This window comes from Tateyamaria sp. ANG-S1, from assembly GCF_000814025.1.
Lineage (GTDB): Bacteria > Pseudomonadota > Alphaproteobacteria > Rhodobacterales > Rhodobacteraceae > Tateyamaria.
On sequence record NZ_JWLL01000006.1, the window covers coordinates 805,246 to 828,758 of the forward strand.

At 62.4% G+C, this 23,513-nt stretch carries 21 protein-coding genes; 11 read left to right on the forward strand and 10 right to left on the reverse strand.

The features are described from left to right. Window positions 1–155 precede the first annotated feature (155 nt). The 6 genes from RA29_RS15300 to ilvN all read left to right on the forward strand — a co-directional run bounded on the left by RA29_RS15300 (window position 156) and on the right by ilvN (window position 6,077). Window positions 156–1,565: a cache domain-containing protein gene (locus tag RA29_RS15300; RefSeq protein WP_039687880.1), complete on the forward strand. Its 1,410-nt coding sequence runs from the start codon at window positions 156–158 to the stop codon at window positions 1,563–1,565. After that, entirely contained in the window at window positions 1,562–2,206 is a 645-nt protein-coding gene (locus RA29_RS15305; protein WP_039687333.1) for a response regulator transcription factor, read from the forward strand. The genes RA29_RS15300 and RA29_RS15305 overlap by 4 nt, the downstream gene beginning before the upstream one ends. A gap of 60 nt (window positions 2,207–2,266) precedes the next feature. After that, window positions 2,267–3,028: a methyl-accepting chemotaxis protein gene (locus RA29_RS23780; protein WP_275041509.1), complete on the forward strand. Its 762-nt coding sequence runs from the start codon at window positions 2,267–2,269 to the stop codon at window positions 3,026–3,028. Window positions 3,029–3,310: 282 nt separating this feature from the next. Then, window positions 3,311–5,062 (forward strand): acetolactate synthase 3 large subunit, encoded by a 1,752-nt coding sequence (locus RA29_RS15315; RefSeq protein ID WP_039687882.1) that lies wholly within the window; start codon window positions 3,311–3,313, stop codon window positions 5,060–5,062. Window positions 5,063–5,127: 65 nt separating this feature from the next. Beyond that, window positions 5,128–5,490 carry a hypothetical protein gene (locus tag RA29_RS15320; protein ID WP_152613027.1) on the forward strand — a complete coding sequence of 121 codons (363 nt, stop codon included), beginning with the start codon at window positions 5,128–5,130 and terminating at the stop codon, window positions 5,488–5,490. Window positions 5,491–5,516: 26 nt separating this feature from the next. Then, entirely contained in the window at window positions 5,517–6,077 is a 561-nt protein-coding gene (ilvN, locus tag RA29_RS15325; RefSeq protein ID WP_039687338.1) for an acetolactate synthase small subunit, read from the forward strand. Here the strand turns inward: ilvN and RA29_RS15330 are convergent. After that, the gene (locus RA29_RS15330; protein WP_039687340.1) at window positions 6,074–6,871 is read right to left on the reverse strand and encodes a helix-turn-helix transcriptional regulator; all 798 of its coding nucleotides are present in this window, start codon (window positions 6,869–6,871) and stop codon (window positions 6,074–6,076) included. The genes ilvN and RA29_RS15330 overlap by 4 nt on opposite strands. A gap of 226 nt (window positions 6,872–7,097) precedes the next feature. On the opposite strand from RA29_RS15330, the gene RA29_RS15335 reads away from it, so the two are divergent. The 3 genes from RA29_RS15335 to RA29_RS15345 all read left to right on the forward strand — a co-directional run bounded on the left by RA29_RS15335 (window position 7,098) and on the right by RA29_RS15345 (window position 8,937). Continuing rightward, a complete protein-coding gene (locus RA29_RS15335) occupies window positions 7,098–7,466 on the forward strand; it encodes a hypothetical protein (RefSeq protein WP_039687342.1) in 369 nt (122 codons plus the stop codon). A 101-nt stretch (window positions 7,467–7,567) separates the two neighbouring features. Then, the gene (locus tag RA29_RS15340; RefSeq protein WP_039687344.1) at window positions 7,568–8,722 is read left to right on the forward strand and encodes an aromatic ring-hydroxylating dioxygenase subunit alpha; all 1,155 of its coding nucleotides are present in this window, start codon (window positions 7,568–7,570) and stop codon (window positions 8,720–8,722) included. After that, on the forward strand, window positions 8,719–8,937 hold the full coding sequence (locus tag RA29_RS15345; protein ID WP_039687347.1) for a hypothetical protein: 219 nt from the start codon (window positions 8,719–8,721) through the stop codon (window positions 8,935–8,937). Before RA29_RS15340 ends, RA29_RS15345 begins: the two co-directional genes overlap by 4 nt. On the opposite strand, the gene RA29_RS15350 is transcribed toward RA29_RS15345, so the two are convergent. From RA29_RS15350 to RA29_RS15375, 6 genes are all read right to left on the reverse strand, one after another. Beyond that, window positions 8,934–9,728, reverse strand: a complete 795-nt coding sequence (locus RA29_RS15350; protein ID WP_039687349.1) for a DUF2189 domain-containing protein — start codon at window positions 9,726–9,728, stop codon at window positions 8,934–8,936. The two genes, RA29_RS15345 and RA29_RS15350, sit on opposite strands and share 4 nt — an antisense overlap. A 2-nt stretch (window positions 9,729–9,730) precedes the next feature. Continuing rightward, window positions 9,731–11,179, reverse strand: a complete 1,449-nt coding sequence (locus RA29_RS15355; protein ID WP_275041510.1) for an amidase — start codon at window positions 11,177–11,179, stop codon at window positions 9,731–9,733. 14 nt (window positions 11,180–11,193) lie between these two features. Further along, window positions 11,194–12,318: a peptide chain release factor 2 gene (gene prfB, locus RA29_RS15360; protein ID WP_039687353.1), complete on the reverse strand. Its 1,125-nt coding sequence runs from the start codon at window positions 12,316–12,318 to the stop codon at window positions 11,194–11,196. Window positions 12,319–12,392: 74 nt separating this feature from the next. Further along, window positions 12,393–14,903, reverse strand: coding sequence for a PBP1A family penicillin-binding protein (locus RA29_RS15365; protein WP_039687355.1), 2,511 nt, complete (start codon window positions 14,901–14,903; stop codon window positions 12,393–12,395). Window positions 14,904–15,006: 103 nt separating this feature from the next. Then, window positions 15,007–16,215 (reverse strand): N-acetylmuramoyl-L-alanine amidase, encoded by a 1,209-nt coding sequence (locus tag RA29_RS15370; RefSeq protein ID WP_039687358.1) that lies wholly within the window; start codon window positions 16,213–16,215, stop codon window positions 15,007–15,009. Window positions 16,216–16,279: 64 nt separating this feature from the next. After that, the gene (locus tag RA29_RS15375) at window positions 16,280–17,422 is read right to left on the reverse strand and encodes an aminotransferase class I/II-fold pyridoxal phosphate-dependent enzyme (protein WP_039687360.1); all 1,143 of its coding nucleotides are present in this window, start codon (window positions 17,420–17,422) and stop codon (window positions 16,280–16,282) included. 21 nt (window positions 17,423–17,443) lie between these two features. Here RA29_RS15375 and RA29_RS15380 point away from each other — a divergent pair, with 21 nt between their 5' ends. Both RA29_RS15380 and RA29_RS15385 read left to right on the forward strand, forming a co-directional pair. After that, complete coding sequence (locus tag RA29_RS15380) at window positions 17,444–18,784, forward strand: M48 family metalloprotease (protein ID WP_039687362.1); 1,341 nt, start codon at window positions 17,444–17,446, stop codon at window positions 18,782–18,784. 3 nt (window positions 18,785–18,787) lie between these two features. Next, the gene (locus RA29_RS15385) at window positions 18,788–19,534 is read left to right on the forward strand and encodes a DsbA family protein (protein WP_039687363.1); all 747 of its coding nucleotides are present in this window, start codon (window positions 18,788–18,790) and stop codon (window positions 19,532–19,534) included. A gap of 67 nt (window positions 19,535–19,601) precedes the next feature. On the opposite strand, the gene ispG is transcribed toward RA29_RS15385, so the two are convergent. From ispG to hemA, 3 genes are all read right to left on the reverse strand, one after another. Beyond that, entirely contained in the window at window positions 19,602–20,735 is a 1,134-nt protein-coding gene (gene ispG / locus RA29_RS15390) for a flavodoxin-dependent (E)-4-hydroxy-3-methylbut-2-enyl-diphosphate synthase (RefSeq protein WP_039687365.1), read from the reverse strand. 76 nt (window positions 20,736–20,811) lie between these two features. Continuing rightward, on the reverse strand, window positions 20,812–22,038 hold the full coding sequence (locus RA29_RS15395) for a helix-turn-helix domain-containing protein (RefSeq protein ID WP_039687367.1): 1,227 nt from the start codon (window positions 22,036–22,038) through the stop codon (window positions 20,812–20,814). 112 nt (window positions 22,039–22,150) lie between these two features. After that, window positions 22,151–23,374: a 5-aminolevulinate synthase gene (gene hemA / locus RA29_RS15400; RefSeq protein WP_039687884.1), complete on the reverse strand. Its 1,224-nt coding sequence runs from the start codon at window positions 23,372–23,374 to the stop codon at window positions 22,151–22,153. Between the last annotated feature and the right edge of the window lie 139 nt (window positions 23,375–23,513).

Genomic DNA, 23,513 nt, shown 5'->3' on the forward strand with positions numbered 1-23,513 from the left:
CGATTTTGGTCAGGATTTTTCACCAATTTCACCATCGCTAAACGCCCCGAACACACCGAAGTCATCCTGTTAGCGCGATCAAAACACCCCCTGCCCCTTTGATTCGAGCGCCATTCCGCGTATCGAATCAGACTGTGCGCGACATCTTTTCCCATATGCGCCTGAGCTATGCGCAGAAGCTGTCCCTTGTGGCGGCGGTTCCGCTGATCCTTGCGGTGGCGGCCATTGCCTTGCTTGTGGCCGTACAGTCCCGTGCGCTGGCCGAGCGCGAGATACAGGCGCTGGAATCGCAACTGATCGAGGCCAAGAAGCGCGAGTTGCGCAATTACGTCACGCAGGCCCGCAACGGGTTCTACTTTATCTACGGCTCTGCCGCCCCTGACGATCAGGAGGCGAAGGATCAGGTGGCCCAGATCCTTTCTGCGATGATTTACGGGGATGAGGGGTTTTTCTTTGTTTATGATTATGACGGCACGAACCTCGTGAACCCGCGCCAGACCAACATGATCAACCGCAACCATCTGGAGCTGACCGACAGCGATGGCACGCCCGTGGTGGCGCGCCTGATCGACATTGCGCGGCAGGGCGACGGATACCTGACCCATCTGTGGCCCAAGCCATCGAACGGGCAAGAGGCCGAGATGATCACCTATGTCACATCCTTCCCGTCGTGGCGGTGGGCTGTGGGGACAGGCGTGTTCATCGACGATGTGCTGACATCTGTGGCCGAAGCGCGCGCGGATGTGGAGACGCGGGTGCAGCGCACCTTCTACTATATATCAGGCATTACGCTGGCCGCTCTGCTGATGGTGTTCGGGTCGGGCATGGCGCTGAACATTCGCGAGCGGCGTCTGGCGGACGCCAAGCTGAAGAAGCTGACCCAGCGTGTGTTTGACGCGCAGGAAGAGGAACGTGGCCGTGTGGCGCGCGAATTGCATGACGGGATCAGCCAGATCCTTGTGGGCGTGCGCTACGCGCTCGACAGTGCGCGGCGGCGTCTGGACAAGGGCAATGGTGATCCGACCACGCCCCTGACCCAAGGCATCGAAAACCTGGGCACCGCGATTTCCGAGGTCCGGCGCATCAGCCGTGACCTGCGCCCCGGTGCGCTGGATGATCTGGGGCTTGGCCCGGCGCTGAAGGCACTGGTGGAGGATTTTGCCACCCGCACCGGCGTTGAAACGGAGTTCAATACGGTGGTGTTCCGAAACCGGCTGGATCAGGACGCCAAGATCGCGCTTTACCGGATTGCGCAGGAGGCACTGACCAATATCGAGCGGCATGCGGCGGCGACATATGTGTCCGTGGACATCCGCGGCCACAAGCGCGGCGCGACGCTGCGCATTTCGGACAATGGTGTCGGGCTGGACCGGACGCTGAGCCGCCGATCCTCAGGCATCGGGTTGCGCAATATGCAGGAACGGGTCGAGCAACTGGACGGCACCTTGCGTATCCTGTCAGGTGCCGGGCCCGATGGTGGTACGGTGATCGAGGCGACTGTCCCCTTGACCCATCTGTTGCCGCCCGAAACCGCGACGACCAAGAAGGAGCGCGCACGCGCATGACCGACACTATTCGCGTTCTTATCGTTGACGATCATCCGATGGTCGCCCAGGGCATTCAATCCGTGCTGGAGGATCAGGACGGGATCAGCGTTGTCGGCACCCTAAGCAACGGCCGCATGCTGATGGACCAGTTGGATGATTTTGACCCCGACGTGATCCTGATGGATCTGAACATGCCTGAAATGGGCGGGCTGACGGCCACCGAACTGGTGTTGGAGAAGCGCCCGGGCACCCGGATTCTGATCCTGTCGATGCATGACAGTCCCGAATATATCTCGTCCGCGCTGAGCCATGGGGCGATGGGCTATGTCCTGAAGGACGTGCCCACGGAGGAGATCGCCGAGGCGGTCGAGACCGTGATGAAGGGCGAACGGTACCTGTGCACGGGGGCCGAGGGGGCGATTGCGCCCAAGCGGTCGGACACGGCCGGTGCGCTGACGGGGCGCGAACAGACGATCCTGCTGCAACTGGCACAAGGGCTATCAAACAAAGAGGTGGCGATTGCACTCGACATCTCGGTCCGGACGGTCGAGACGCATCGCAAGAATATCAAGCGGAAGCTCGGCATATCCTCGACCGCTGGTTTGACGCGCTATGCGTTGGAGCATGGGGTGTTGCAGGGGACGGGAAACGCGCTGTAGCCGCCCGGCACTAACCATTTCTACATTCATTGCTGGCAAGTGGGGTATATGGTGCACCCATTGCCGAAACCCCTGGTCGTCGAAACGGACGCGGAACGATTTGCGCAGCGCAGATCGGCCATTGATCTGATTGCAACAACCCGTGCGCGTACGATCCGCGCGGCACTCTTTGGCAGCTATCTGTTTCGGGTCAATCCGCTGGGCCCCGAAGATGCCGAGACGCGGGCGCAGTGGCGCACTGTTCTGCGGGAACAGGATGAGGCGGTGGCGCGTGCAGCGTCGCTGGTGCAGGGCAGCGACCCGTTGCAGGATGTTCCGGGCTGGGTGTGTGACTGGATTGGTCAGCATGGCGCGGCCCACCCGCGCTCTGTCACGGCCTTTGTTGAGATGCGGGATTTGACCCATGCGGTCGTGATCGCCGCGGAGGGCGATGATGTGCGTCAGATGCGCGATGCGCTGGCGGAGCATTTGCGCGTTGGGCGCGGTGGGTTCTTTGAAAAGGTGACTGCGTTCTGCGACGGGTTGTGGGCCGATCTGGATGCCACGCGGCATCAGGAGGTGGAACATGCCGCTGCCGCCGGTCAGGCCATCACCAAAACCCTGGGCCGTCTGGAGCAGATCGGCAAGCATGTGCGGCTGGTGTCGCTGAACGCCTCGGTCGAGGCGGCGCGCGTTGGTGATGCGGGCCGGGGCCTGGGCGTGATTGCGGTTGAGTTCAAGACGCTGGCCGAAGAGATTCAGATGCTGGCCACGACCGCGCGTCGGGATATTGCCGCGATGACCGGCAATCCGGCTGATTTGGGGTCGTCACCCCGCCGCTAAATTCGCTTCCTTTCGGTAGCCCGCGGGTTTGCGCAAGATAATTGCGCATTTTTCTGGCCCCGAGACAGATTTTTCTGGTTTTCGGCTGTTGACGCCCCTTGGAGCCATGCATAATGTCCGCCCACGCAGTGAAGGACCGTCAGGTATGACAGAACTAGTCGTCATCGTAGTGGACACGCGCATGGGCCGGTAACGGAATTCCAGACCGACACCCATGCGCCCCCGAAACCCGGGGGTTTTTTTATGCGCAATGACAAACCGCAACATCGGAGCACGCGGAACATGACACGTCAAATGACCGGAGCGAAAATGGTCGTCCAAGCCCTGATCGACCAGGGTGTGGACACGGTATTCGGATATCCCGGTGGCGCTGTGCTACCGATCTATGACGAGATCTTTCAGCAGAACTCGATCAAGCATATTTTGGTGCGGCACGAGCAGGGCGCGGTGCACGCCGCCGAGGGCTATGCCCGCGCCACGGGCAAGCCGGGTGTGTGTTTGGTGACCTCGGGCCCCGGCGCGACGAATGCCGTGACGGGGCTGACCGATGCGCTGATGGATTCGATCCCGATTGTGGTGCTGACGGGCCAGGTGCCGACCTTCATGATCGGGTCGGACGCCTTTCAGGAGGCTGACACGGTTGGCATCACCCGCCCCTGCACCAAGCACAACTGGCTGGTGAAGGAGACCGACAGGCTGCCCGGCGTGCTGCACGAGGCGTTTCATGTTGCCACAGCAGGCCGCCCTGGCCCTGTGCTGATCGACATCCCGAAGGACGTTCAGTTTGCCCAAGGCACGTATCAGCCGCCGAAACCGTCGACCTCGCATTACCAGCCGCAGGTCAAGGGCGATATGGAGGCGATCACGGAGCTGGTTGCGGCCATCGAAACGGCAAAGCGGCCGATCTTTTACACCGGTGGTGGCGTGATCAACTCCGGGCCCGGTGCGAGCCAGCTTCTGCGAGAGTTGGTGGATGCGACGGGCTTTCCCATCACTTCAACCCTCATGGGGCTGGGTTGTTATCCGGCGAGCGGCAAGCATTGGATGGGCATGCTGGGCATGCACGGGCTTTATGAAGCCAATATGGCGATGCATGACTGCGACCTGATGATCAATATCGGCGCACGCTTTGACGACCGGATCACGGGGCGCATCGACGCCTTTAGCCCGAAGTCGAAGAAGGCACATATCGACATTGACCCGTCCTCGATCAACAAGGTGATCAAGGCGGACATTCCGATTGTGGGCGATGTCGGCCACGTGCTGGAAGACATCCTGAAGGTCTGGAAGTCGCGCGGGCGCAAGACGAACCAATCCGCCGTCGCGCAATGGTGGTCAAAGATCGAGGAATGGAAGGCTGTCGATTGCCTGAAGTTCCAGCAGACCGGCAAGACCATCAAACCGCAGCACGCGCTGGCCCGGCTTGAGGCGCTGACCAAGGATCACGACCGCTATATCTGCACCGAAGTGGGCCAGCACCAGATGTGGGCCGCGCAGTATCTTGGCTTCGAGGACCCCAACCGGTGGATGACATCGGGCGGCCTTGGCACCATGGGCTATGGCTTCCCTGCCTCTATCGGTGTGCAGATGGGCCATCCTGAGGCGCTGGTGATCAACGTCGCGGGCGAAGCGTCGTGGCTGATGAACATGCAGGAACTTGGCACGGCCATGCAGTTCAACCTGCCGGTCAAACAATTCATCCTGAACAACGAACGTCTGGGGATGGTACGCCAGTGGCAGGAGCTGCTGCATGGCGAACGCTATTCGCATTCCTGGTCGGAAAGCCTGCCTGATTTCGTGAAGCTGGCCGAGGCGTTTGGGGCCAAGGGCATCTTGTGTTCCGACCCGGACGATCTGGATGATGCGATCATGGAGATGATCAACCATGACGGTCCGGTTCTGTTCGACTGTCTGGTGGAGAAGCACGAAAACTGCTTCCCCATGATCCCGTCGGGCAAGGCGCATAACGAGATGCTGCTGGGCGAGGCCGAGACGCAGGGTGTGATTGATGCCAAGGGGAGTGTGTTGGTCTAGTGAACACGCAAGATGTGTCACCTACTTCTGAACGCATCTTCGACCAACGTGTTCGGAATAGACTGATGGAGAGCATTGAAAGTTGGTGTGCATCATCAAGCGAACTGCGAACCTACCAAGCCAGTGTTCCATATGTGCATGTTCCGAGTGAATTGGTCGAAGGTTTCTACGACTTCTTCGATCCTGAAAGAATCGGTCCAAAACCCGACGACCCAAGTTGGGGCATATTGAGCAAGGGTGAGCTGTCTGCCACACGCGAGTTTGAAAAAAGACTTGCGTCAGTGTTGGATGACCCGATCTTTGACCAAGGCTTGGACGTTTTTTTGGCGTCAAAGCAGTTTTACGAGTTGTCAGCAGCAGCATCGATTTGTCTTCGAGCATTCGATGCGCGTGGGAAACTGGATGAAGAAAAAGAAGATTGGCGATAGATCAGCCATTCAACTTGGAGATGAGAATGTCCGCACTAAAGATCAAAAAAGGCTCCACCAGCCACTCTGCTTACAACCTACGCCCCACTTTCTCGGACGTGGAAGAACGGCACACGCTGGCTGTGCTGGTCGAAAACGAACCGGGCGTTCTGGCCCGCGTCATTGGCCTGTTTTCGGGCCGCGGCTACAATATCGAAAGCCTGACCGTGGCCGAGGTGGATCACACCGGGCACCTGTCCCGCATCACCATCGTCACCGTTGGCACGCCGCAGGTGATCGAACAGATCAAGGCGCAGCTGGGCCGGATCGTATCTGTGCATGAGGTCCATGACCTGACAGTCGAGGGGCCGTCCGTGGAACGCGAGTTGGCGATGTTCAAGGTGGCCGGTCAAGGCGACAAGCGGGTCGAGGCGCTGCGTCTGGCCGACATTTTCCGCGCCAATGTGGTCGACAGCACGCTGGAAAGCTTTGTGTTCGAGATCACCGGTGCGCCGGACAAGATCGACGCCTTTGCCGATCTGATGCGCCCGCTTGGTCTGGTGGAAGTGGCGCGCACGGGCGTGGCCGCCCTGCCCCGCGGCGACTAGGCGAAGGGCTCGCCCACCTTGAGCAGGCGCCGTTCGAACGGCGCCAGTTCGTCGGCTGTGCAATAGCCGGCTTTGCGCGCCGCTTCCTTGGCCGGGCCAAAGCCGGTGCCGAGATATTCGTAGACCATGCGCACAATTCGGTCGTCGCCAATCGCTTCCTTGATCGTGCGGGTCACGTAGCCAACCCAGAAATTGTTTTCGAACGATGTCACGCGGCTGAGATAGTTGAACGACGCCGTATGGGACCCGCGCCGGGAGATGAGCGCGCTGACCCCATCCTCCTGCCGCAGGATGAGGCCGCGGAATTCGCGTGCCTGCCGGGTGACGGACATACCTTGGGTGCTGAGGGCGTCGCGTGTCTCGTAGCCGCGCACGACCGTGGTGCCTTCTGCCCGGAACACGCGGACCAGCCCGGTGACGTATTTGTCCTGTTCCAGAAAGCTGCGCCGCGAGAAGCGGTAAAAGCCGGTCGGGAACATATCCTCGTCCACTGACCCGACGCCGACGCCTACGTAGTCCTTGAGAAAGGGGCCGGTCAGGGGGTCCGCGCCTGATGCAATATTTTGCACAGGCTCAAGCAGCACGCGCGCATCCACGTCAAAGAAGTCGCAAATCCGCGCCAGAACATCCGGTCGGGGGAAGCTTTCGCCCGACAGGTAGCGGTTGAACTGGGTGCGGTTGATGCCCAGTTGTCGTGAGAGTTCGGAAATGGAGGGGTACGCCTCGGCAAGAATCCGCAGGTTTTCCCCAAACATGCTGCGCAACTCTGCAGGTGATCTGCGCATTTCGGGCATTCGTGTCTCTTTGTTCGTGCAGTGTCTGAAATTCTGATCGTTAACGTGACGCCACTCAGCGACCTTTTTCGAGTCGGGTGACGCATTTCAGCGTCAACGGTGACGCCGATTTGCAACCATACGATACTGTTGCCGACACAAAATGCAAGCGCACGTTGCTGACTTTGGCATGTCACAAATGTCCAGAATTGAGTTTGATTAAGGGCGTCCAACTCTGGGTAGAGCGATGATTGGTGTCATACTGTGGAGCGATCCTGCAACCGAGAAAGCGGTGATCTGGTGCGAAGATCACGGCGACCTCGCATTTTTGTCCCGTGCGGACTGTCGGGATTTGCCAAATGTGTTCTTTGATGTCGGCGATGTCGTCGAATTTGACGTGGTGGCCCAAAAGAATGTGCGGCGTGTGAACCGGGTCACGAGGTTGCAGCAAAGCGTGGCCAAACCGCTGGTCGACAGCTTGGCCAACACGCCGCAGCCGAAACCGCAGCAGCCGCAGGTCGATGTATCGGATTCCGCCGAGATTATTCCCTTCCGCCTGAACCCCGCCATGCGCCCCTTGACTGCAGCCCGCCCGCAGGAGCGTCGTCGCGGCTGACCTTCACCGCATGTCGGAGACAGCAAAGTGCTGTCGAAAATCCACGCGTCCCCTGCCCCGTGCGCTGCTAGCCTGGCCTGGCAGCAAACAGGGGGACCGCCATGGACATCACCGACATTGCAGCCGTGCGCCAGCCCATTGCGTCCGCGCACGGGCTGCCAAATGCGCACTATATTGATCAAGGGGTCTTTGACGAGGAACGCTCGGCGCTTTTGATGTCTGGGTGGTCCGGGCTGGCGGTGGCGTCGGATGTGCCTGCCGTTGGGGACGCGGTGCCCATCACCTTTCTTGGCATGCCGCTGTTACTGGTGCGGGACCGCTCGGGTCAGGTCCGGGTCTTTTACAACATTTGCCGCCATCGGGGCATGATCCTTGTCGATGCGCCGCGCCGGATCGAGGGGGCCATTCGCTGCCCCTATCACAGCTGGTGCTATTCGACCGAGGGTCAGCTTGTGTCCACGCCCCATGTGGGCGGACCCGGCCAGAACACGGCCGAGGGGATCGACAAGGCGCTTCTGGGATTGAGGGAGGTGCGCAGCCATGTATGGATGGATGTTGTGTGGATCAACGTCTCGGGCGATGCGCCTGCGTTTGAGGAGGCCCATGCGGATTTGCTGGCGCGGTGGGCGGAGTTTGACCGCCCGCTGTATCACGGGGGTGCCGACAGCCGGTTTGAGTTGACCGTTGAGTGCAACTGGAAGCTGGCGGTCGAGAATTACTGCGAGAGCTATCACCTGCCCTGGGTGCATCCGGATCTGAACACCTATTCCCGGCTGGAGGATCACTATCATATCGAAGCGCCGGGGCTCTATTCCGGTCAGGGCACGGTGGTTTATCGCCAGCTCAAGGGCGACGCGGGCGAGGTGTTTCCGGATTTCGAGGGGCTGGATGCAAAGTGGGACACGGCGGCGGAGTACATCACGGCCTACCCCAACGTCCTGCTGGGCGTGCATCGGGACCATGTCTTTGTGATCATTCTGGTGCCGGACTCGCACGCGCAAACCACGGAGAAGGTGCATCTGTACTACGCGCAGCCCGACACCGATGCGGACCTGCGGGCGCGCAACACCGCGCAGTGGAAGCAGGTGTTTGAGGAGGACATCTTTGTTGTGGAGGGGATGCAGCGCGGGCGCTATGCGCCGGGTTTTGACGGGGGGCGATTCTCTCCGGCGATGGACGGGCCCACCCATCTGTTCCACGCCTGGGTGGCCGAGAGGATGATGGCCCATCGCGGGCAGGTGCAAGCGGCAGAATGAGCGGGCTGGAGGCGCGATTGCTTGCGGCGCATGCCGCGGGTGACGGCAAAGCGATGGTGGCGCTCTACTGCGAGGCGGCGTGCGTCGCGCCGAGCGAGGACGAACGCGCGTTCTTTTTAACGCAGGCGCACGTCTTTGCCATGGAAACCGCGCACCCCGATGCAGCGCGATTGAGAGACACGTTGGTTGAGATGGGGCGCGAGACGCCGCTTTAGCGTTCGCCCGCAGCCATCTGGGCGTAGATGTGCCAGGAGGCGTGGCCGAGCCATGGCAGCACCACGATCAGGCCCAAGAGACCCGGCAGCATCGCGAGGAACATCAGCACGACAATGACGACAGCCCAGCTAAGCATGGGCAGCAGGTGCGCCTGCACGTGACCCCAACTGGCGAGGATGGCGGTCATGTAATCAACCTCGCGCGCGAGCAAGAGCGGCAGGCCCAGCACGCACATCGCAAAGAAGATGAACGCAAAGATGCCCCCCACCACGGTGCCGAGCGCCATCATCATCAGGCCGTCTGGGGTCAGGAAGACCTCGAACGAGGTGGTGACGTTGACCATGGGTTTCAGGCCGAGGAAGAGGGCAAAGATCATGTGCCCCAGAAAGAACCAGAACAGCAGCGCCACGACCATCAGCATCGACAGCCACGGCATTTGGCGGCCGCGTTCCCGGCGCAGGCGTGACAGGACATCGCCGACGCTCGCGCTTTCGCCGCGTCCGATGCGGCGCGACACTTCGTAGGTGCCAAGAGCGCAAAGCGGGGCCACGAGCGGAAAGCCGAAGACGGCGAGGATCAGCCAGAAGGTGTGCCCGGCCCACATTGTCAGGCCCAGAAGCGCCCAGCCTGCGACCACCGCCGCAAACCCGGTCAGGATGCCAAAGCCCGGTGCCGCCCGAAAATCCGCCCAGCCCGCTGCCAGTGCGTTTCGGATGAACGCCGGTTGCGGCGGCTGGAACGGCGGAACACCGGCGGGTAAGGCGGGGTATGGGTCGGCGGCTTGGGTCATCGTCACATCCCTATTTGCAGGTCTGGTGGCGGGCGGCGGGTGGGCCAGTTTGTCGCATCGTGCCATGCCTGTGCCAGTCGAAGCAACATCGCGTCACTGCCGCGCCGCCCGATCAGTTGCAGCCCCATGGGCAGATCATGCAGACCGCCGAAGCCTGCGGGCACGCAGATGGCGGGCAGACCGAGGAGGCTGGCAGGCACCACCACCTCCATCCAGCGGTGGTAGGTGTCCATCTCTGTTCCATTGATATTGCGCGGCCAGTCGAGGGTCACGTCGAAGGGCCACATCTGTGCCGATGGCAGGGCCAGCACCTCGAAACGCTCAAACAGGGCGGTGGCCGTCTTGAACCATTCGGAGCGGGTGACGCTGGCGCGGTGCACCTCCATCGCGGACAGGGCGAGGCCGCGTTCGATTTCCCATATGGCGGTGTCCTTGAGGTGGTCGCGTTTGCCGGGATCAGAATGCAGCACGCCGAGGCTGCCGGCCACGGCCCAACTGCGGAGCGTGATCCAGGAGTGCCAGAGGGCGTCGCGGCTGAAGGGGGTATCGAGCGCTTCCACGCTGACGCTGAGGGTTTCCATTTCGGCGAGCGTGCGTTCACAGAGGGAGAGGATGCCGTCCTCCATCGTCAGTGCGCCACCCCAATCAGAGAGCCAGCCGATGCGCATCCCCTCTGCCCCGCCGGTGATCTGTGGCAGAGTTGGCGGCGCATCGACGCCGTGCGGTTGTCTGGGATCGGACCCGGCCATGGTGTCGAGAAGTGCGGCGAGGTCTGCAGGTGTGCGGGCCATGGGGCCGTTGGTGGAGAGTTGGTGCAGGAAGCTGTCGCCCAGCGGCTCGGACGGCACGAGGCCCCAGCTTGGCCGCATCCCGTAGACGTTGTTCCAGCCCGCCGGGTTGCGCAGGCTGCCCATCATGTCGGACCCGTCGGCGACACTGAGCATGCCAGTCGCCAGCGCGACCCCTGCCCCGCCGGACGACCCACCGGCGCTGCGCGACGGGTCGTAGGGATTGCGCGTGGGGCCGAAGACCGGGTTGATGCTGTGCGAGCCGAGGCCGAATTCGGGGGTGTTTGTTTTACCGATGATGATCGCTCCGGCCGCGCGCAGACGGGCCACCATGACGTCGTCGGAAGCCGCGATTTGGCCTGCGAACAAGGGCGAGCCCATGGAGGTGGGCAGACCTGCTGCGTTGGCGAGATCCTTGATCGCCATTGGGATGCCGTGCAGCCAGCCGGTTTTGGGGGCTGCATCCGCTACGCGCGCTTCGGCCATCAGCGTGTTCGGGTCGCGCAGGGAGACGATGGCGTTGACGCTCGGGTTGAGCCCGTCGATGCGTGCGAGGGTTTCGGCCATGATCGCCTCGGCGCTGGTGTCGCCTGCGTCCATCTGTGCCCGAAGTGCGAGCGCGCCCTGTTCGATCATCTTTTTGGCCTCCCTGTGTTTTGGCAGGCCGCTTTGGCGGGTTAGTCCGCCTGCGCCTCTGCCCGGGACTTGCCCGACACGTCCAAGGCTAGCGTGGCCGCCATCAGCCCATCAAGGTCCCCGTCAAGGACGCCCTTGGTATCGGACGTCTCGAAGTTGGTGCGCAGGTCCTTGACCATCTGGTAGGGCTGCAGGACGTAGGACCGGATCTGGTTGCCCCAGCCCGCATCGCCCTTGTTCTCGTGCATCTCGTTCACGGCGGCGTTGCGGCGGTCGAGTTCCATCTGGTAGAGGCGGCTCTTCAGTGCCTTCATCGCGATGTCGCGGTTCTGGTGCTGGGACTTTTCCGAGCTGGTCACGACGATGCCGGTGGGCGCGTGGGTGATCCGCACAGCCGAGTCGGTGGTGTTCACGTGCTGCCCACCTGCGCCCGAGGAGCGGTAGGTGTCGATGCGGATGTCGGCGGGGTTCACCTCGATCTCGATATTGTCGTCCACGACCGGGTAAACACCCACGGATGTGAAGCTGGTGTGCCGTTTGGCGGCACTGTCGAAGGGGCTGATCCGAACCAGACGGTGCACGCCCGATTCCGACTTGAGCCAGCCATAGGCGTTGGTGCCGCTGATCTTGTAGGTGGCGGATTTGATTCCCGCCTCTTCGCCTGCGCTCTCGGATTGCAGTTCGACCTTGTAGCCCTTTTTCTCGGCCCAGCGGACATACATGCGGGCGAGCATGGCGGCCCAGTCGCAGCTTTCTGTACCGCCCGCGCCGGAATTGATTTCGAGGAAGGTGTCGTTGCCATCCGCCTCGCCGTCCAGCAGCGCTTCGAGTTCTTTTTGGGCGGCGGTTTCGGCGAGTGCTTTGATGGCGTTTTCGGCGTCCGAGACGACCTCGTCATCCTCTTCCATCTCGCCGAGCTCGATCAGCTCGATATTGTCGGCGAGGTCCTGTTTGATCTTGGCGTGCGTGTCCATCGCGTCGACCAGCATCTGGCGGTCGCGCATCAGCTTTTGCGCGGCTTCGGGGTCGTCCCAGAGGTTCGGGTCCTCGACACGCGCGTTGAACTCTTCCAGTCGGTGCTGGGCCGTCTCGACATCCAGCCGTTGGGCCAGCAAAGCCACCGACTTTTCAATCTCTTCGACGACGTTTTGAATTTCGGCGCGCATATCGAACCCTTCCCAACAGAGCCTTGGGATAGCTCATGCCGGACGGGGCGACAAGATCAGTTGGCGCCTTGCGCTTAGTAGAGACCGCCGGAGCTGAGGGTGCCGAAATTCGCCTTGGGGCCAACGACGGCCTTGCGGCCTGTCGAGGTTGTCACCTGACGGCCACCACCGCCCACTTCCTCGAAGAGCGGCAGGTCGGCACCCATGGCAAAGCCGCCGTCAAAGGTGATGCCGAATGTGGGCTCGAACCCGTCGCGGAAGCATTCGCTGACCACGTTGGGACCCGAGGCGTCGTTGCCGAGGCGTGCACCGGAGAAACGGTCGATCTTGATGAACATGCACTCGTCGGGCACCTCGAACGCGCCGCCGCCGTATTTGGCAATCGCTTCCTGCATGAAGGTGTTGAAGACTGGGCCGCACATGCCGCCGCCCGAGGCCCCACGGCCCAGGCTGCGGGGTTGGTCATAGCCGATGTAGCAGCCTGCGACGATGTCGCTGGAAAAGCCCACGAACCACACATCCTTGGCGTCGTTGGTGGTGCCGGTCTTGCCCGCGATGGGCACGGGCAGTTTCACGGTGCTGGACGCCGTGCCGCGATCCACCACGCCCTTCATCATCGAAGTCAACTGATACGCGGTGACTCCGTCCATGATCCGTTCGCGGTTGGACAGGATCCGGGGTGCAAAGCCGGGATCGAGGCTGGCCAGTTGCGTGCAATCACGGCATTCGCGCTGGTCGTGGCGGTAGACCGTGCGGCCAAAGCGGTCCTGCACGCGGTCAACCAGCGTCGGCTCCACACGCTCGCCGCCATTGGCGAACATCGCATAGGCTGACACCATTTGGTACAGCGTCGTTTCTTCCGCCCCCAGAGAGTTGGCGAGGAAGCGGTTCATGTTGTCATAGACCCCGAACCGTTCGGCATAGTCGGCAACGATGTCCATCCCGACCTCTTCCGCCAGACGAATGGTCATCAGGTTCCGCGACCGTTCGATCCCGGTACGCAGGGGGGTTGGCCCGTAGAACTGGTTCGAAGAGTTGCGCGGCCGCCAGAGGCCTTGCGGCGTGTTGATCTCGATCGGGGCGTCCACAACGATGGTGGCGGGCGAGTAGCCGCTGTCGAGTGCGGCGGCATAGACAAAGGGTTTGAAGGACGAGCCGGGCTGGCGTTTCGCCTGTGTGGCGCGGTTGAAGACAGAGTTCTGATAGCTGAACCCGCCCTGCATCGCGATCACGCGGCCCGTGTTGACGTCCATGGCGACAAAGCCGCCCTGCACACGCGGCACCTGGCGCAAGGTCCAACGGATAAACGAGCCGTCATTGTCGGCGGTCATGGCGCGGACATGCACCACGTCACCGGCTTCGAAATTGTCAAAGAAGTTGCCCTTGATCCACTTGATATCCTCGCGCGGGACAACGGCGGCGGGCTCTGCGTCGGTCCACCCTTCGATGCCAAGGCGCAGTTGCTGATCCTCGACCTCAAGCACGACGGCAGGGCGCCAGACCCCGTTCAGGTCGATGTCGCGGGCCACGGACACGCTGCGCAGGGCAGCTTGCCAGTCTTCGAGCTGCTCTGCCTCGATGCTCTTGCCGGTGCCGCGCCACGTGCCTTGCGACCGGTCGTAGCTTTCCAACTGGCGACGCAGGGCATAGGCCGCAATGGGCTGCATTTCGGCGTCGATGGTCGCGCGCACGGTGTAGCCGCCGGTAAAGAATTCGCCCTCACCGAAATCCTGGCTCAGCTGCCGGCGGATTTCGTCAGTGAAGTAGTCGCGCGGCGGCAGTTCTGCCTTGAAGCTCTCAAAGTCGCCGTTCTGGACCGAGCGCAGGGGCATGGCCTTTTCCGTCTCGTAGGTTGCTTCGTCCAGATAACCATTTTCTTTCATCTCCCTCAGGACGAAGTTGCGACGGTTCGTCAGCCGGTCCTTGCGGCGGACCGGGTGGTAGTCGGACGGTGCCTTGGGCAGCGATGCGAGGAACGCGGCCTCGTGCGGCTCAAGCTCGCTCAGCGTCTTGTTGAAATAGGTCTGGCTGGCCGCGGCCACGCCATAGGAGTTCTGGCCGAGGAAAATCTCGTTCAGGTAGAGTTCGAGGATCTTTTCCTTGCTCAGCGCTTCCTCCACCCGGGCGGCGAGGATGATTTCCTTGATCTTGCGCTCGGCCTGGCGGTCGCCGGAGAGCAGGAAGTTCTTCATCACCTGCTGTGTGATGGTCGAGGCACCGCGCACGTCGCGCCCACGGCTGCGCACGGCGTCATAGGCCGCAGCGCCGATGCCGCGCAGGTCGTAGCCATCATGGGTGTAGAAGTTCTTGTCCTCGGCCGAGATGAACGCCTGTTTCACAAGGTCGGGGATCGTGTCCGCCGGGGCGAACAGCCGCCGTTCCTGCGCGAACTCGTCGATGATCTGGCCCTCGCCGGAATAGATGCGGCTGATCGTGGCGGGCTGGTACTGGGCCAGCGACTCGTGGCTGGGCAGGTCGCGCCCGTACATCCAGAACACGGCACCGACCGACAGCGCGATCATTGCGACACCCATCGTCACCGTGGTGAAGATGCCGCCAAAGAAAGACAGAATAAACCGAAACATGACCGCTCGCACCTGTTATTAACGGTTGCTTTGCCACCCGTATACGCGAGGCAGCGAACAGGGTCAAAAGCCTGGCCTCGCGCGATCCCGCCGATGTGAACGGTTATTGACGGATCAGGGGCCGCATGGCGAGGTCATCGTCGCGCCATTGCAGGATGCCGGTGGCGAGTGCCTCGACCATGACGGCGCGCCAGATGGGGTCGCGCAGATTCGCAAGGTCGCGCTGGTCGGACAGGAACCCGACCTCGACCAGAACCGAGGGGATGTCGGCGCTTTTGAGGACCGAGAACGCGGCTTCGCGCCGGGGGCGGCGGTTCATGGGGCCGCCGGCTGCGTCCATTGCGTCGATCAGGGCGGTGGCCAGTGTGTCGGTGCGCGGCATGGTTTCGGTGCGTGCGAGGTCCATGAGGACGGCGGCCACCTGATCATCGGTGCCGCTGAGGTCCACGCCAGCCAAGATGTCGGCGCGGTCGTGCTGTGCTGCCAGCTGGGCAGAGGCGGCATCGCTCGCCTCATCCGACAGGGTGTAGACCGTGGCCCCACGCGCCTGTCCCTGGCTGAGCGCATCGGCGTGCAGCGACACGAATGCGTCTGCGCCCACCTGGTGGGCCAGCGCCACACGCCCTGTCAGCGACACGAATGTGTCGGTGTCGCGGGTCAGCACAACCTCGACCCCGCCTGCCCGGCGCAGCGCGTCGCGCAGGGCGATGCCGATGTCGAGCATCAGGTCCTTTTCGCTGGTCGTTTCGCGCACAGCACCGGGATCGATGCCGCCGTGACCCGGGTCTATGACCACCACGAAGCTGTCGTCCTGCACGACCGGTGGCGGGGCCGCCGCCTCCACCGCCCAGTTGGCGTCGGGTGGCGCACCGGTTTGAGCGGCGAAGGCCGTAGCATCGGCCCCGCGCAGGGTGATGTTCAGCACGGCCTGCCCAGAGGAGGCGTCAACGGGCATCGCGATTGTGTCCGGCACCATCGGTTCGGCCAGGTCCACCACCAGCCGCGACCAGCCGGGTTTGAATGCGCCGAAGCGGATGGCAGCGACCCGGCCCGGTTCTGGCAGCAGTGTCTCTGGAGCGACGCCTGCGAAATCCACCTCGCGGAAGTCGACGACCAGCCTGGCAGGATCGGCCAGTGTGAAGACGCGAAATGGCACGCCCTGGCTCAGACCCAGCGTGATCTCTGTCCCGCCGAACCAGCCGTCGGAGATGGCGCTTCGGGCCGGATCGACCCGCGCGAGGCCCGACAAGTCCTGTGCTGCCACTGCCGTCGCGCAGAGCCACATCATCACCGCCACCAGGATCGCCCGCATTGCCACTGCCCTTTTTTGTTTTGAAGACAGTGTACCGGGTTCGGTGCGCGCCGGGAATCCCTCTTCAGCGCGCTGCCATGAATTCCTTGAGCCTGCGCAGACCTTCGGCGATGTCTTCGGTCTTGCGCGCATAGGAAAAGCGCAGGGTCTGGTGCCCTCGGACGGGGTCGAAATCGAGCCCCGGTGTCACCGCGACGCCTGCCTTGTCGAGAATCTCCGCCGCGAAGGCGCGGCTGTCATCGGTCAGGTCCGACACGTCGGCGTAGACATAGAAGGCCCCATCGGGCGGCGCGATCTTGTCAAAGCCTGCCTGCGGCAGCCCGTCCAGCATCAGCGTGCGGTTGGCGCGGTAGACATCGAGGTTTGCCTCAAGCTCGTCCGTGGCATCCATGGCAGCGAGGGCAGCCACCTGACTGGCGTGGGGCGGGCAGATGAACATGTTTTGCGCCAGCCGCTCGACAACACGCACGTGGCCCTCGGGCACAACCATCCAGCCGATGCGCCAGCCGGTCATGGAGAAATACTTTGAGAACGAGTTGATGACGTAGACGTCGTCGCTGACGTTCAGGGCGCTGACGGCTTTCGCCTCGTATTCGATGCCGTGGTAGATCTCGTCGCTTATGAAGCTGGCCCCTGCCCCTTGCGCCGCGCCGATGAGGTCGGACATCGCGGCGTGATCCAGCATGGTGCCGGTGGGGTTGGCCGGGGACGCGACAAGCAGGCCCTGCAGATCAAGGCCGTGGAAATCGCCGGCTACGGGTTGATAGCGATTTGCGTGGCTGGTCGGCAGGTCAACGGGCGTCAGGCCGAGGCCGGTCAGGATCTGGCGGTAGCTGGGATAGCCTGGTGCCCCGATACCGACGCGGTCGCCGCTGTCAAAAAGCGCGTTGAAGGCCAGGATGAACCCGCCAGATGCACCGGATGTCACGATCACCCGCTCCGGGTTCAGATCAAGATCGTACCATTCGCCATAGAGCCGCGCGATGCGGGACCGCAAGGCAGGCAGACCCAACGCCACGGTGTAGCCCAAAGGGCCGTCTTCCATGGCCGCCGCCAACGCCCGGGTTGCTGCCTGCGGCGCGCCCGTGCCCGGCTGCCCCACTTCCATGTGGATGATGTGGCGCCCTGCGGCCTCGGCGGCGCGCGCGGCCTCCATCACGTCCATCACAATGAAGGGATCGACTTCGCTCCGTCTTGAGGTTCGCATGGGGTCTCCTATGATCCAGCCATGACCTTTCATACCCTGACGCGGGTGGCGTCAATCCTGATCGTGTCGCTTGCGCTTGCCCTGCCCGCGCGTGCGGTCACGCTGTTGCGTGACGCGGATATGGAATACGCGCTGGCGCAGGTCGCGGCCCCGGTGCTGAAGGCTGCCGGGCTGAGTGCCGCGCGCACCAAGATCCTGGTGGTCGATGACAGCTCGCTCAACGCCTTTGTCATCAGCAACGACGCCATCTACATCCATTCGGGCCTGATCAGCCGCATGGACCGGGCGGCGATGCTGCAGGCGGTGATCGCCCACGAAGCGGCCCATATTGCCAACGGGCATATCACGCGGCGCATGACCAATATCGGCAACGCCCGTACAGCCGCCGGACTGGGCCAGGCGCTGGCGGTTCTGGCGGCCGCTGCGGGTGCGGGCGAAGGGGCTGTTGCCATCGGGATCGGCACGCAGAGTGCCGCCCAACGCGCCTTCCTCCGGCACACACGGGCTGAGGAAAGCGCCGCTGACCAGTCGGGCGTGCGCTACCTGCGCAGCGCCGGGATCGACGTGACGGGAATGCTGGATGTGTTCCGCCTGTTTCGCGGTCAGGAAGCGCTGAGCGAGAGCCGACAGGACCCATACGTGCGCTCCCACCCGTTGAGCCGCGACCGGTTGCGTGCCATCGAAGGGTTCGCGTCAGCCTACGGAACCGGCGGTGCCGCGGATGCTGCCGCCTGGGACTATTGGTTCATGCGGGCCAAGGGAAAGCTGACCGCCTTTACCCGCAGACCAAGCTGGACGCTGAACCGCGTCGGCGAAAGCGGGTATCGCGACATCGCGCTGATGCGGGAAGCCGCAGCGCGCCACCGCAACTCGCAGACACGTCAAGCGATTGCAGCGATTGACCAGGCCATCGCGCTGCGTCCGACGGATCCGTTCCTTTATGATCTGAAGGGGCAGATCCTGATGGAGACGCGGCAATTCGCTGCCGCTGCCAACACCCATGCGCGCGCGGTGCAGCTGCGCCCGAATGACGGGCTGCTTCAGGCCGGATACGGGCGGGCCTTGCTGGCTGCGGGAAATGTGCGTGCCGCCCTGCCTGCGCTGGAACGGGCGCGCCAGATCGACTTTCGCGACGGGTCCATGCTGCGCGATCTGAGCGTGGCCTATGCCAAATCGGGCCAGCGCGGCATGGCGTCCCTGATCACCGCCGAACGCTACGCACTGCGCGGGCGGCTGGAAGATGCCGGAATTCACGCCAAGCGGGCCACCGGCCTGCTCGCCGTCGGGTCCGGCCCTTGGCAACGGGCGCAGGATGTGCTCCTTGCCTCTGAACGCGCTGAAAAGCAAAGAAACCGGAGATAGCCGATGCTTACTCGCACCCTTTCCTCTGCCGCGCTGGTGGCATCCCTTGCCCTGCCCGGCTTTGCGCTGGACCTCAACAACATGACGGATGAAGAGCGCCAGATCTTCCGCGAGGAAGTGCGCGCCTACCTGATGGACAACCCGCAGGTGATCATGGACGCCGTTCAGGTGCTGGAGGAACGGCAGGTCGCCGCACAGGCGCAGGCCGATCTGTCGCTGGTGTCGGACAATGCCGATGACATCTTTAACGACGGGTTCAGCTATGTGGGCGGCAATCCCGATGGGGACATCACGCTGGTCGAATTCCTAGACTACCGCTGCGGGTTCTGCAAACGCGCCCATGTGGAAGTGGCCAAACTGCTTGAAACCGACGGCAACATTCGCCTCATCGTCAAGGAGTTCCCGATTTTGGGCGAGCAATCGCTGCTCGCCTCGCGCTTTACCATTGCGACCAAGCAAATCGCGGGGGACGAGGCCTACAAGAGCATGAGCGATGCGGTCATGGAGATGTCGGGCGAAGTGTCCGTGCGCAGCCTGCGCCGCATGGCATCGACCTTTGGCCTGGATGCCGACGCAATCGAGGCGCATATGGACAGCGAAGAGGTCACGAATGAAATCCGCAAGACCCGTGCGCTGGCCCAACGGCTTCAGATCACCGGCACGCCGACTTTCGTACTGCAGGACGAGCTTCTGCGCGGCTTCCTGCCCTTTGACGAGATGCAGGCGTTGGTGGACGAAAAACGGGGCTGACCCGTTTTGACAGGGACCGGAATTTTTGAAAAATTCCGGTCCGTTTTCTTTGTAAGAAAACGGCGCGCTACTCGGCGGCTTGTGCTTCGGCGGCGCTGGCGGCGTCAATCTCTGCCGCTTTCTTTTCAACCTCTTCGACGATGTGTTCGACCATCTGGTCATTGTCCATCCGGTGGCTTTGCTTGCCTGCAAGGTACACCATGCCGTGCCCCGCCCCGCCGCCGGTAAAGCCCACATCGGTCATCAGCGCCTCGCCCGGCCCGTTCACCACGCAACCGATGATCGACAGGCTCATGGGCGTTTTGATGTGGGCCAGCCGCTCTTCCAGCACCTCGACCGTTTTGATCACGTCAAAGCCTTGGCGCGCGCAGGACGGGCACGAGATGATGTTCACACCGCGGTGGCGCAGGCCGAGGGATTTGAGGATTTCGTAGCCGACCTTCACCTCTTCCACCGGGTCGGCGGACAGAGATACGCGAATCGTGTCGCCGATGCCCATCCAAAGGAGGTTACCCAGCCCGATGGCCGACTTGATCGTGCCGGAGGTCAACCCACCTGCTTCGGTGATACCGAGGTGGATGGGCGCATCCGTCGCCTCGGCCAACCGCTGATAAGCGGCGGCGGCCATGAAGACGTCGGATGCCTTGCAGCTGATTTTGAACTCGTGAAAGTCATTGTCCTGCAGGATCTTGATGTGGTCGAGGCCGGATTCGACCATCGCATCCGGCGTCGGCTCGCCATATTTCTCCAACAGGTGCTTTTCGAGCGATCCGGCATTCACGCCGATGCGGATCGAGCAGTTGTGGTCGCGCGCGGCCTTTATGACTTCCTTCACCCGGTCTTCGGAGCCGATGTTGCCCGGATTGATGCGCAGGCAGGCGGCCCCCGCCTCTGCCGCTTCGATCCCGCGTTTGTAGTGGAAATGGATGTCAGCGACGATGGGCACCGGGCTTTCGGCGACAATCTCTTTCAGCGCCTTGGACGATCCTTCGTCCGGGACCGAGACGCGCACGATGTCCGCACCCGCTTCGGCAGCGGCCTGCACCTGTGCGACGGTGGCGGCCACGTCGGTTGTGAGCGTATTCGTCATCGTCTGCACCGTGATCGGCGCGTCGCCCCCGACGGGGACGCTGCCGACCATGATCTGGCGGCTGGTCCGGCGATAGATGTTGCGCCACGGACGGATGTGGTTCAGCGGCATGAGAGGCCCCGTTCGCATATAAAGTTGTCAGGAAAGATAGACAGTGCGCACCAGCCCGGCAATGGGGCAGCAGTGACTATTCGGTGTCTTGGCTCAGAGCTGTGGCCTTGGCCTCGGCATAGCGGACCAGTCCGTCATCACTGTTGATGTCCACCGGTAGGTAGGTTTCTTTAAGCCCTGCGATCTCAAGCGGCAGGTTTGAGGTCACGGCACCAGTCTGGCCGACGGGGCCATAGAACTTTTCGTTCATGGCAAAGTAGATCGCGCCGCTTTCGCCGGTCCGCAGGGTTGGCGGCTCTTCCGTCAGGGGGGCTTCCCATGTGTCCCCGGCCTGCATGGTCGCCTCGAAGATCACAGTGCCATCGGCAGAGCGCACGCGCACCCAGGACGGGCGGACGGCAACCATGGTCAACGCCGGCGCGGCCTCTTCCACGACTTGCGGAACGGTGGGCGCCACAGCTTCGGCCAGTGCGCGATCAATGCCGGAGAGCGTGGAGCTACCCACCGACGGAACGCTGTCTGCCGGTTCCGGTGCGGCAAAAGTCCCGATTTCACGCGGATCAAGGGTTGCAATGGGCGCGTCGCGGGCCACCAGCACAGGCACATCCAGCGCCTGCGGGCGGTAGAGCCGATCCAGCGCATCCGCACGGGGTGTTTCGATGGAGGGACCCTCTTCGACTGGTGCGGTCGTCGCAGCGCTGCCCAGCGGATCAAGATCCGACAGCACAACCGGCGTTTGATCGACAGGGGCCACCTGCACGCGCTGCACCTCTTGCAGAACGGAGTACCCGCCGAACCCAATCCCGCCGATCAGTGCGAGCAGCACCAGAGACGACCCAATCGCGCGTGGCTCGATATGCGACCACACAGCCTCGCCCGCCGGCACAAACGGCGTGGCCGGTGCGGCAAAGATATCTGCGCCGTGTGGCTTTTGCAGCCGCTCCTCACGCGCGGCCTTTTTGACCACGGAGGCTTCGGCGGACATGCCGTGCGCCACGGCAAAGCCGCTTTCGGCGCAGAATGTGTTGAAGGCGCGGTCCGGGTCCATGTTGAGGTAGCGCGCGTAGGAGCGCACGTAACCCGCAATGAAGCCGGGTGTGTCGAATGCGTCGGGGTTGCAGGCTTCGATGGCGGCAATATAGCTCGCCTTGATCCGCAACTCGCGTTGCACATCGAGAAGGGATTTTCCCATCGTCGCGCGTTCACCGCGCATGATATCACCGAGACGCAGTTCAAAATCGTCAAAGCCCTTTGGCTCGACGTTTTCTTCTATTTTGGTGCTGTCGGATTTACGCCCGATCATACCGCTGCCCCGTTTTCCCACGAAATTACGAACCGATCCCACTCGATTCGTCCCGCCTCTGTTGTTGAACAGACGGTACCACATGGCAACGCGATTTGCGAATATTAGTGAATTATCCCGCACTCTCGGCGCGATTCAGCGCACAGTGAGACCACAATTTATCCATTGCGTGCACCAGCGCATCGATCTCCTTCGGGCCGTGCACCGGCGAGGGGGTAAAGCGCAAACGCTCGGTTCCGCGCGGTACCGTCGGGAAGTTGATCGGCTGCACGTAGATGCCATGATCCTCAAGAAGCATGTCGCTGAGCATCTTGGTATGGACCGGGTTGCCCACCATGACCGGCACGATGTGGCTGCCATGATCAATGATCGGCAGGCCCATGCCCTTGAGCCGCAATTTCAGTGCCTTCGCCTGCGCCTGATGGTCAGCACGCAGGTTTTCCGCTGTTTTCAGGAAGGCAACGGACGCAGCCGCCCCTGCGGCGACGGCAGGCGGCAGGGACGTGGTAAAGATGAAACCCGGCGCATAGGACCGGATGGCGTCGCACATCTTGGCCGATGCCGCGATGTAGCCGCCCATCACCCCATAAGCCTTGGCAAGCGTCCCGTTGATGATGTCGATGCGGTGCATCAAGCCATCACGCTCGGCCACGCCCGCGCCACGAGGGCCGTACATACCAACGGCGTGCACTTCGTCGATATAGGTTAACGCGCCGAATTCATCGGCGAGGTCACAAATCTCTTCGATCGGGCCAAAGTCACCATCCATCGAATAGATCGATTCAAAGGCGATCAGCTTTGGCGCTGCCGGGTCATCGGCTGCCAGCAACTCGCGCAGGTGCTCAACGTCGTTGTGGCGGAAAATCCGCTTGGCACCGCCGTTGCGGCGGACCCCTTCGATCATGGAGGCGTGGTTCAGCGCATCGGAGTAAATAATCAAGCCCGGGAACAACTTAGGCAGCGTACTTAACGTCGCATCATTGGCGATGTAGGCGCTGGTAAACAGCAGCGCGGCCTCTTTGCCATGCAGGTCAGCGAGCTCAGCCTCAAGCCGCTTGTGATAGACTGTCGTGCCCGAGATGTTGCGCGTCCCGCCCGACCCTGCGCCGGTGGCATCAATCGCCTCGTGCATGGCTTGCAGCACAATCGGGTTCTGCCCCATGCCGAGGTAGTCGTTGCCGCACCAGACTGTGATCGGCGACTTGGACCCGTCGGGCCGTGTCCACTCCGCGTGCGGAAACTGTCCCTTGTGCCGTTCGATATCGATAAAGGTCCGGTAGCGGCCCTCATCATGCAGGCGTTGCAGGGCGTCGTCCAATTTGGCGGTGTAGTCCACGCGAAACTCCATTTTGGTCTTGGTGCGATGCACTTACACCGCGCTTTAGAACGAATATAGATTGCGAGTATGCGCTTCAATGCTAATCGAATGCGCGTCATGTCGCAGGTCCGGTATTCCTCACCCAAGCGGCGATGAC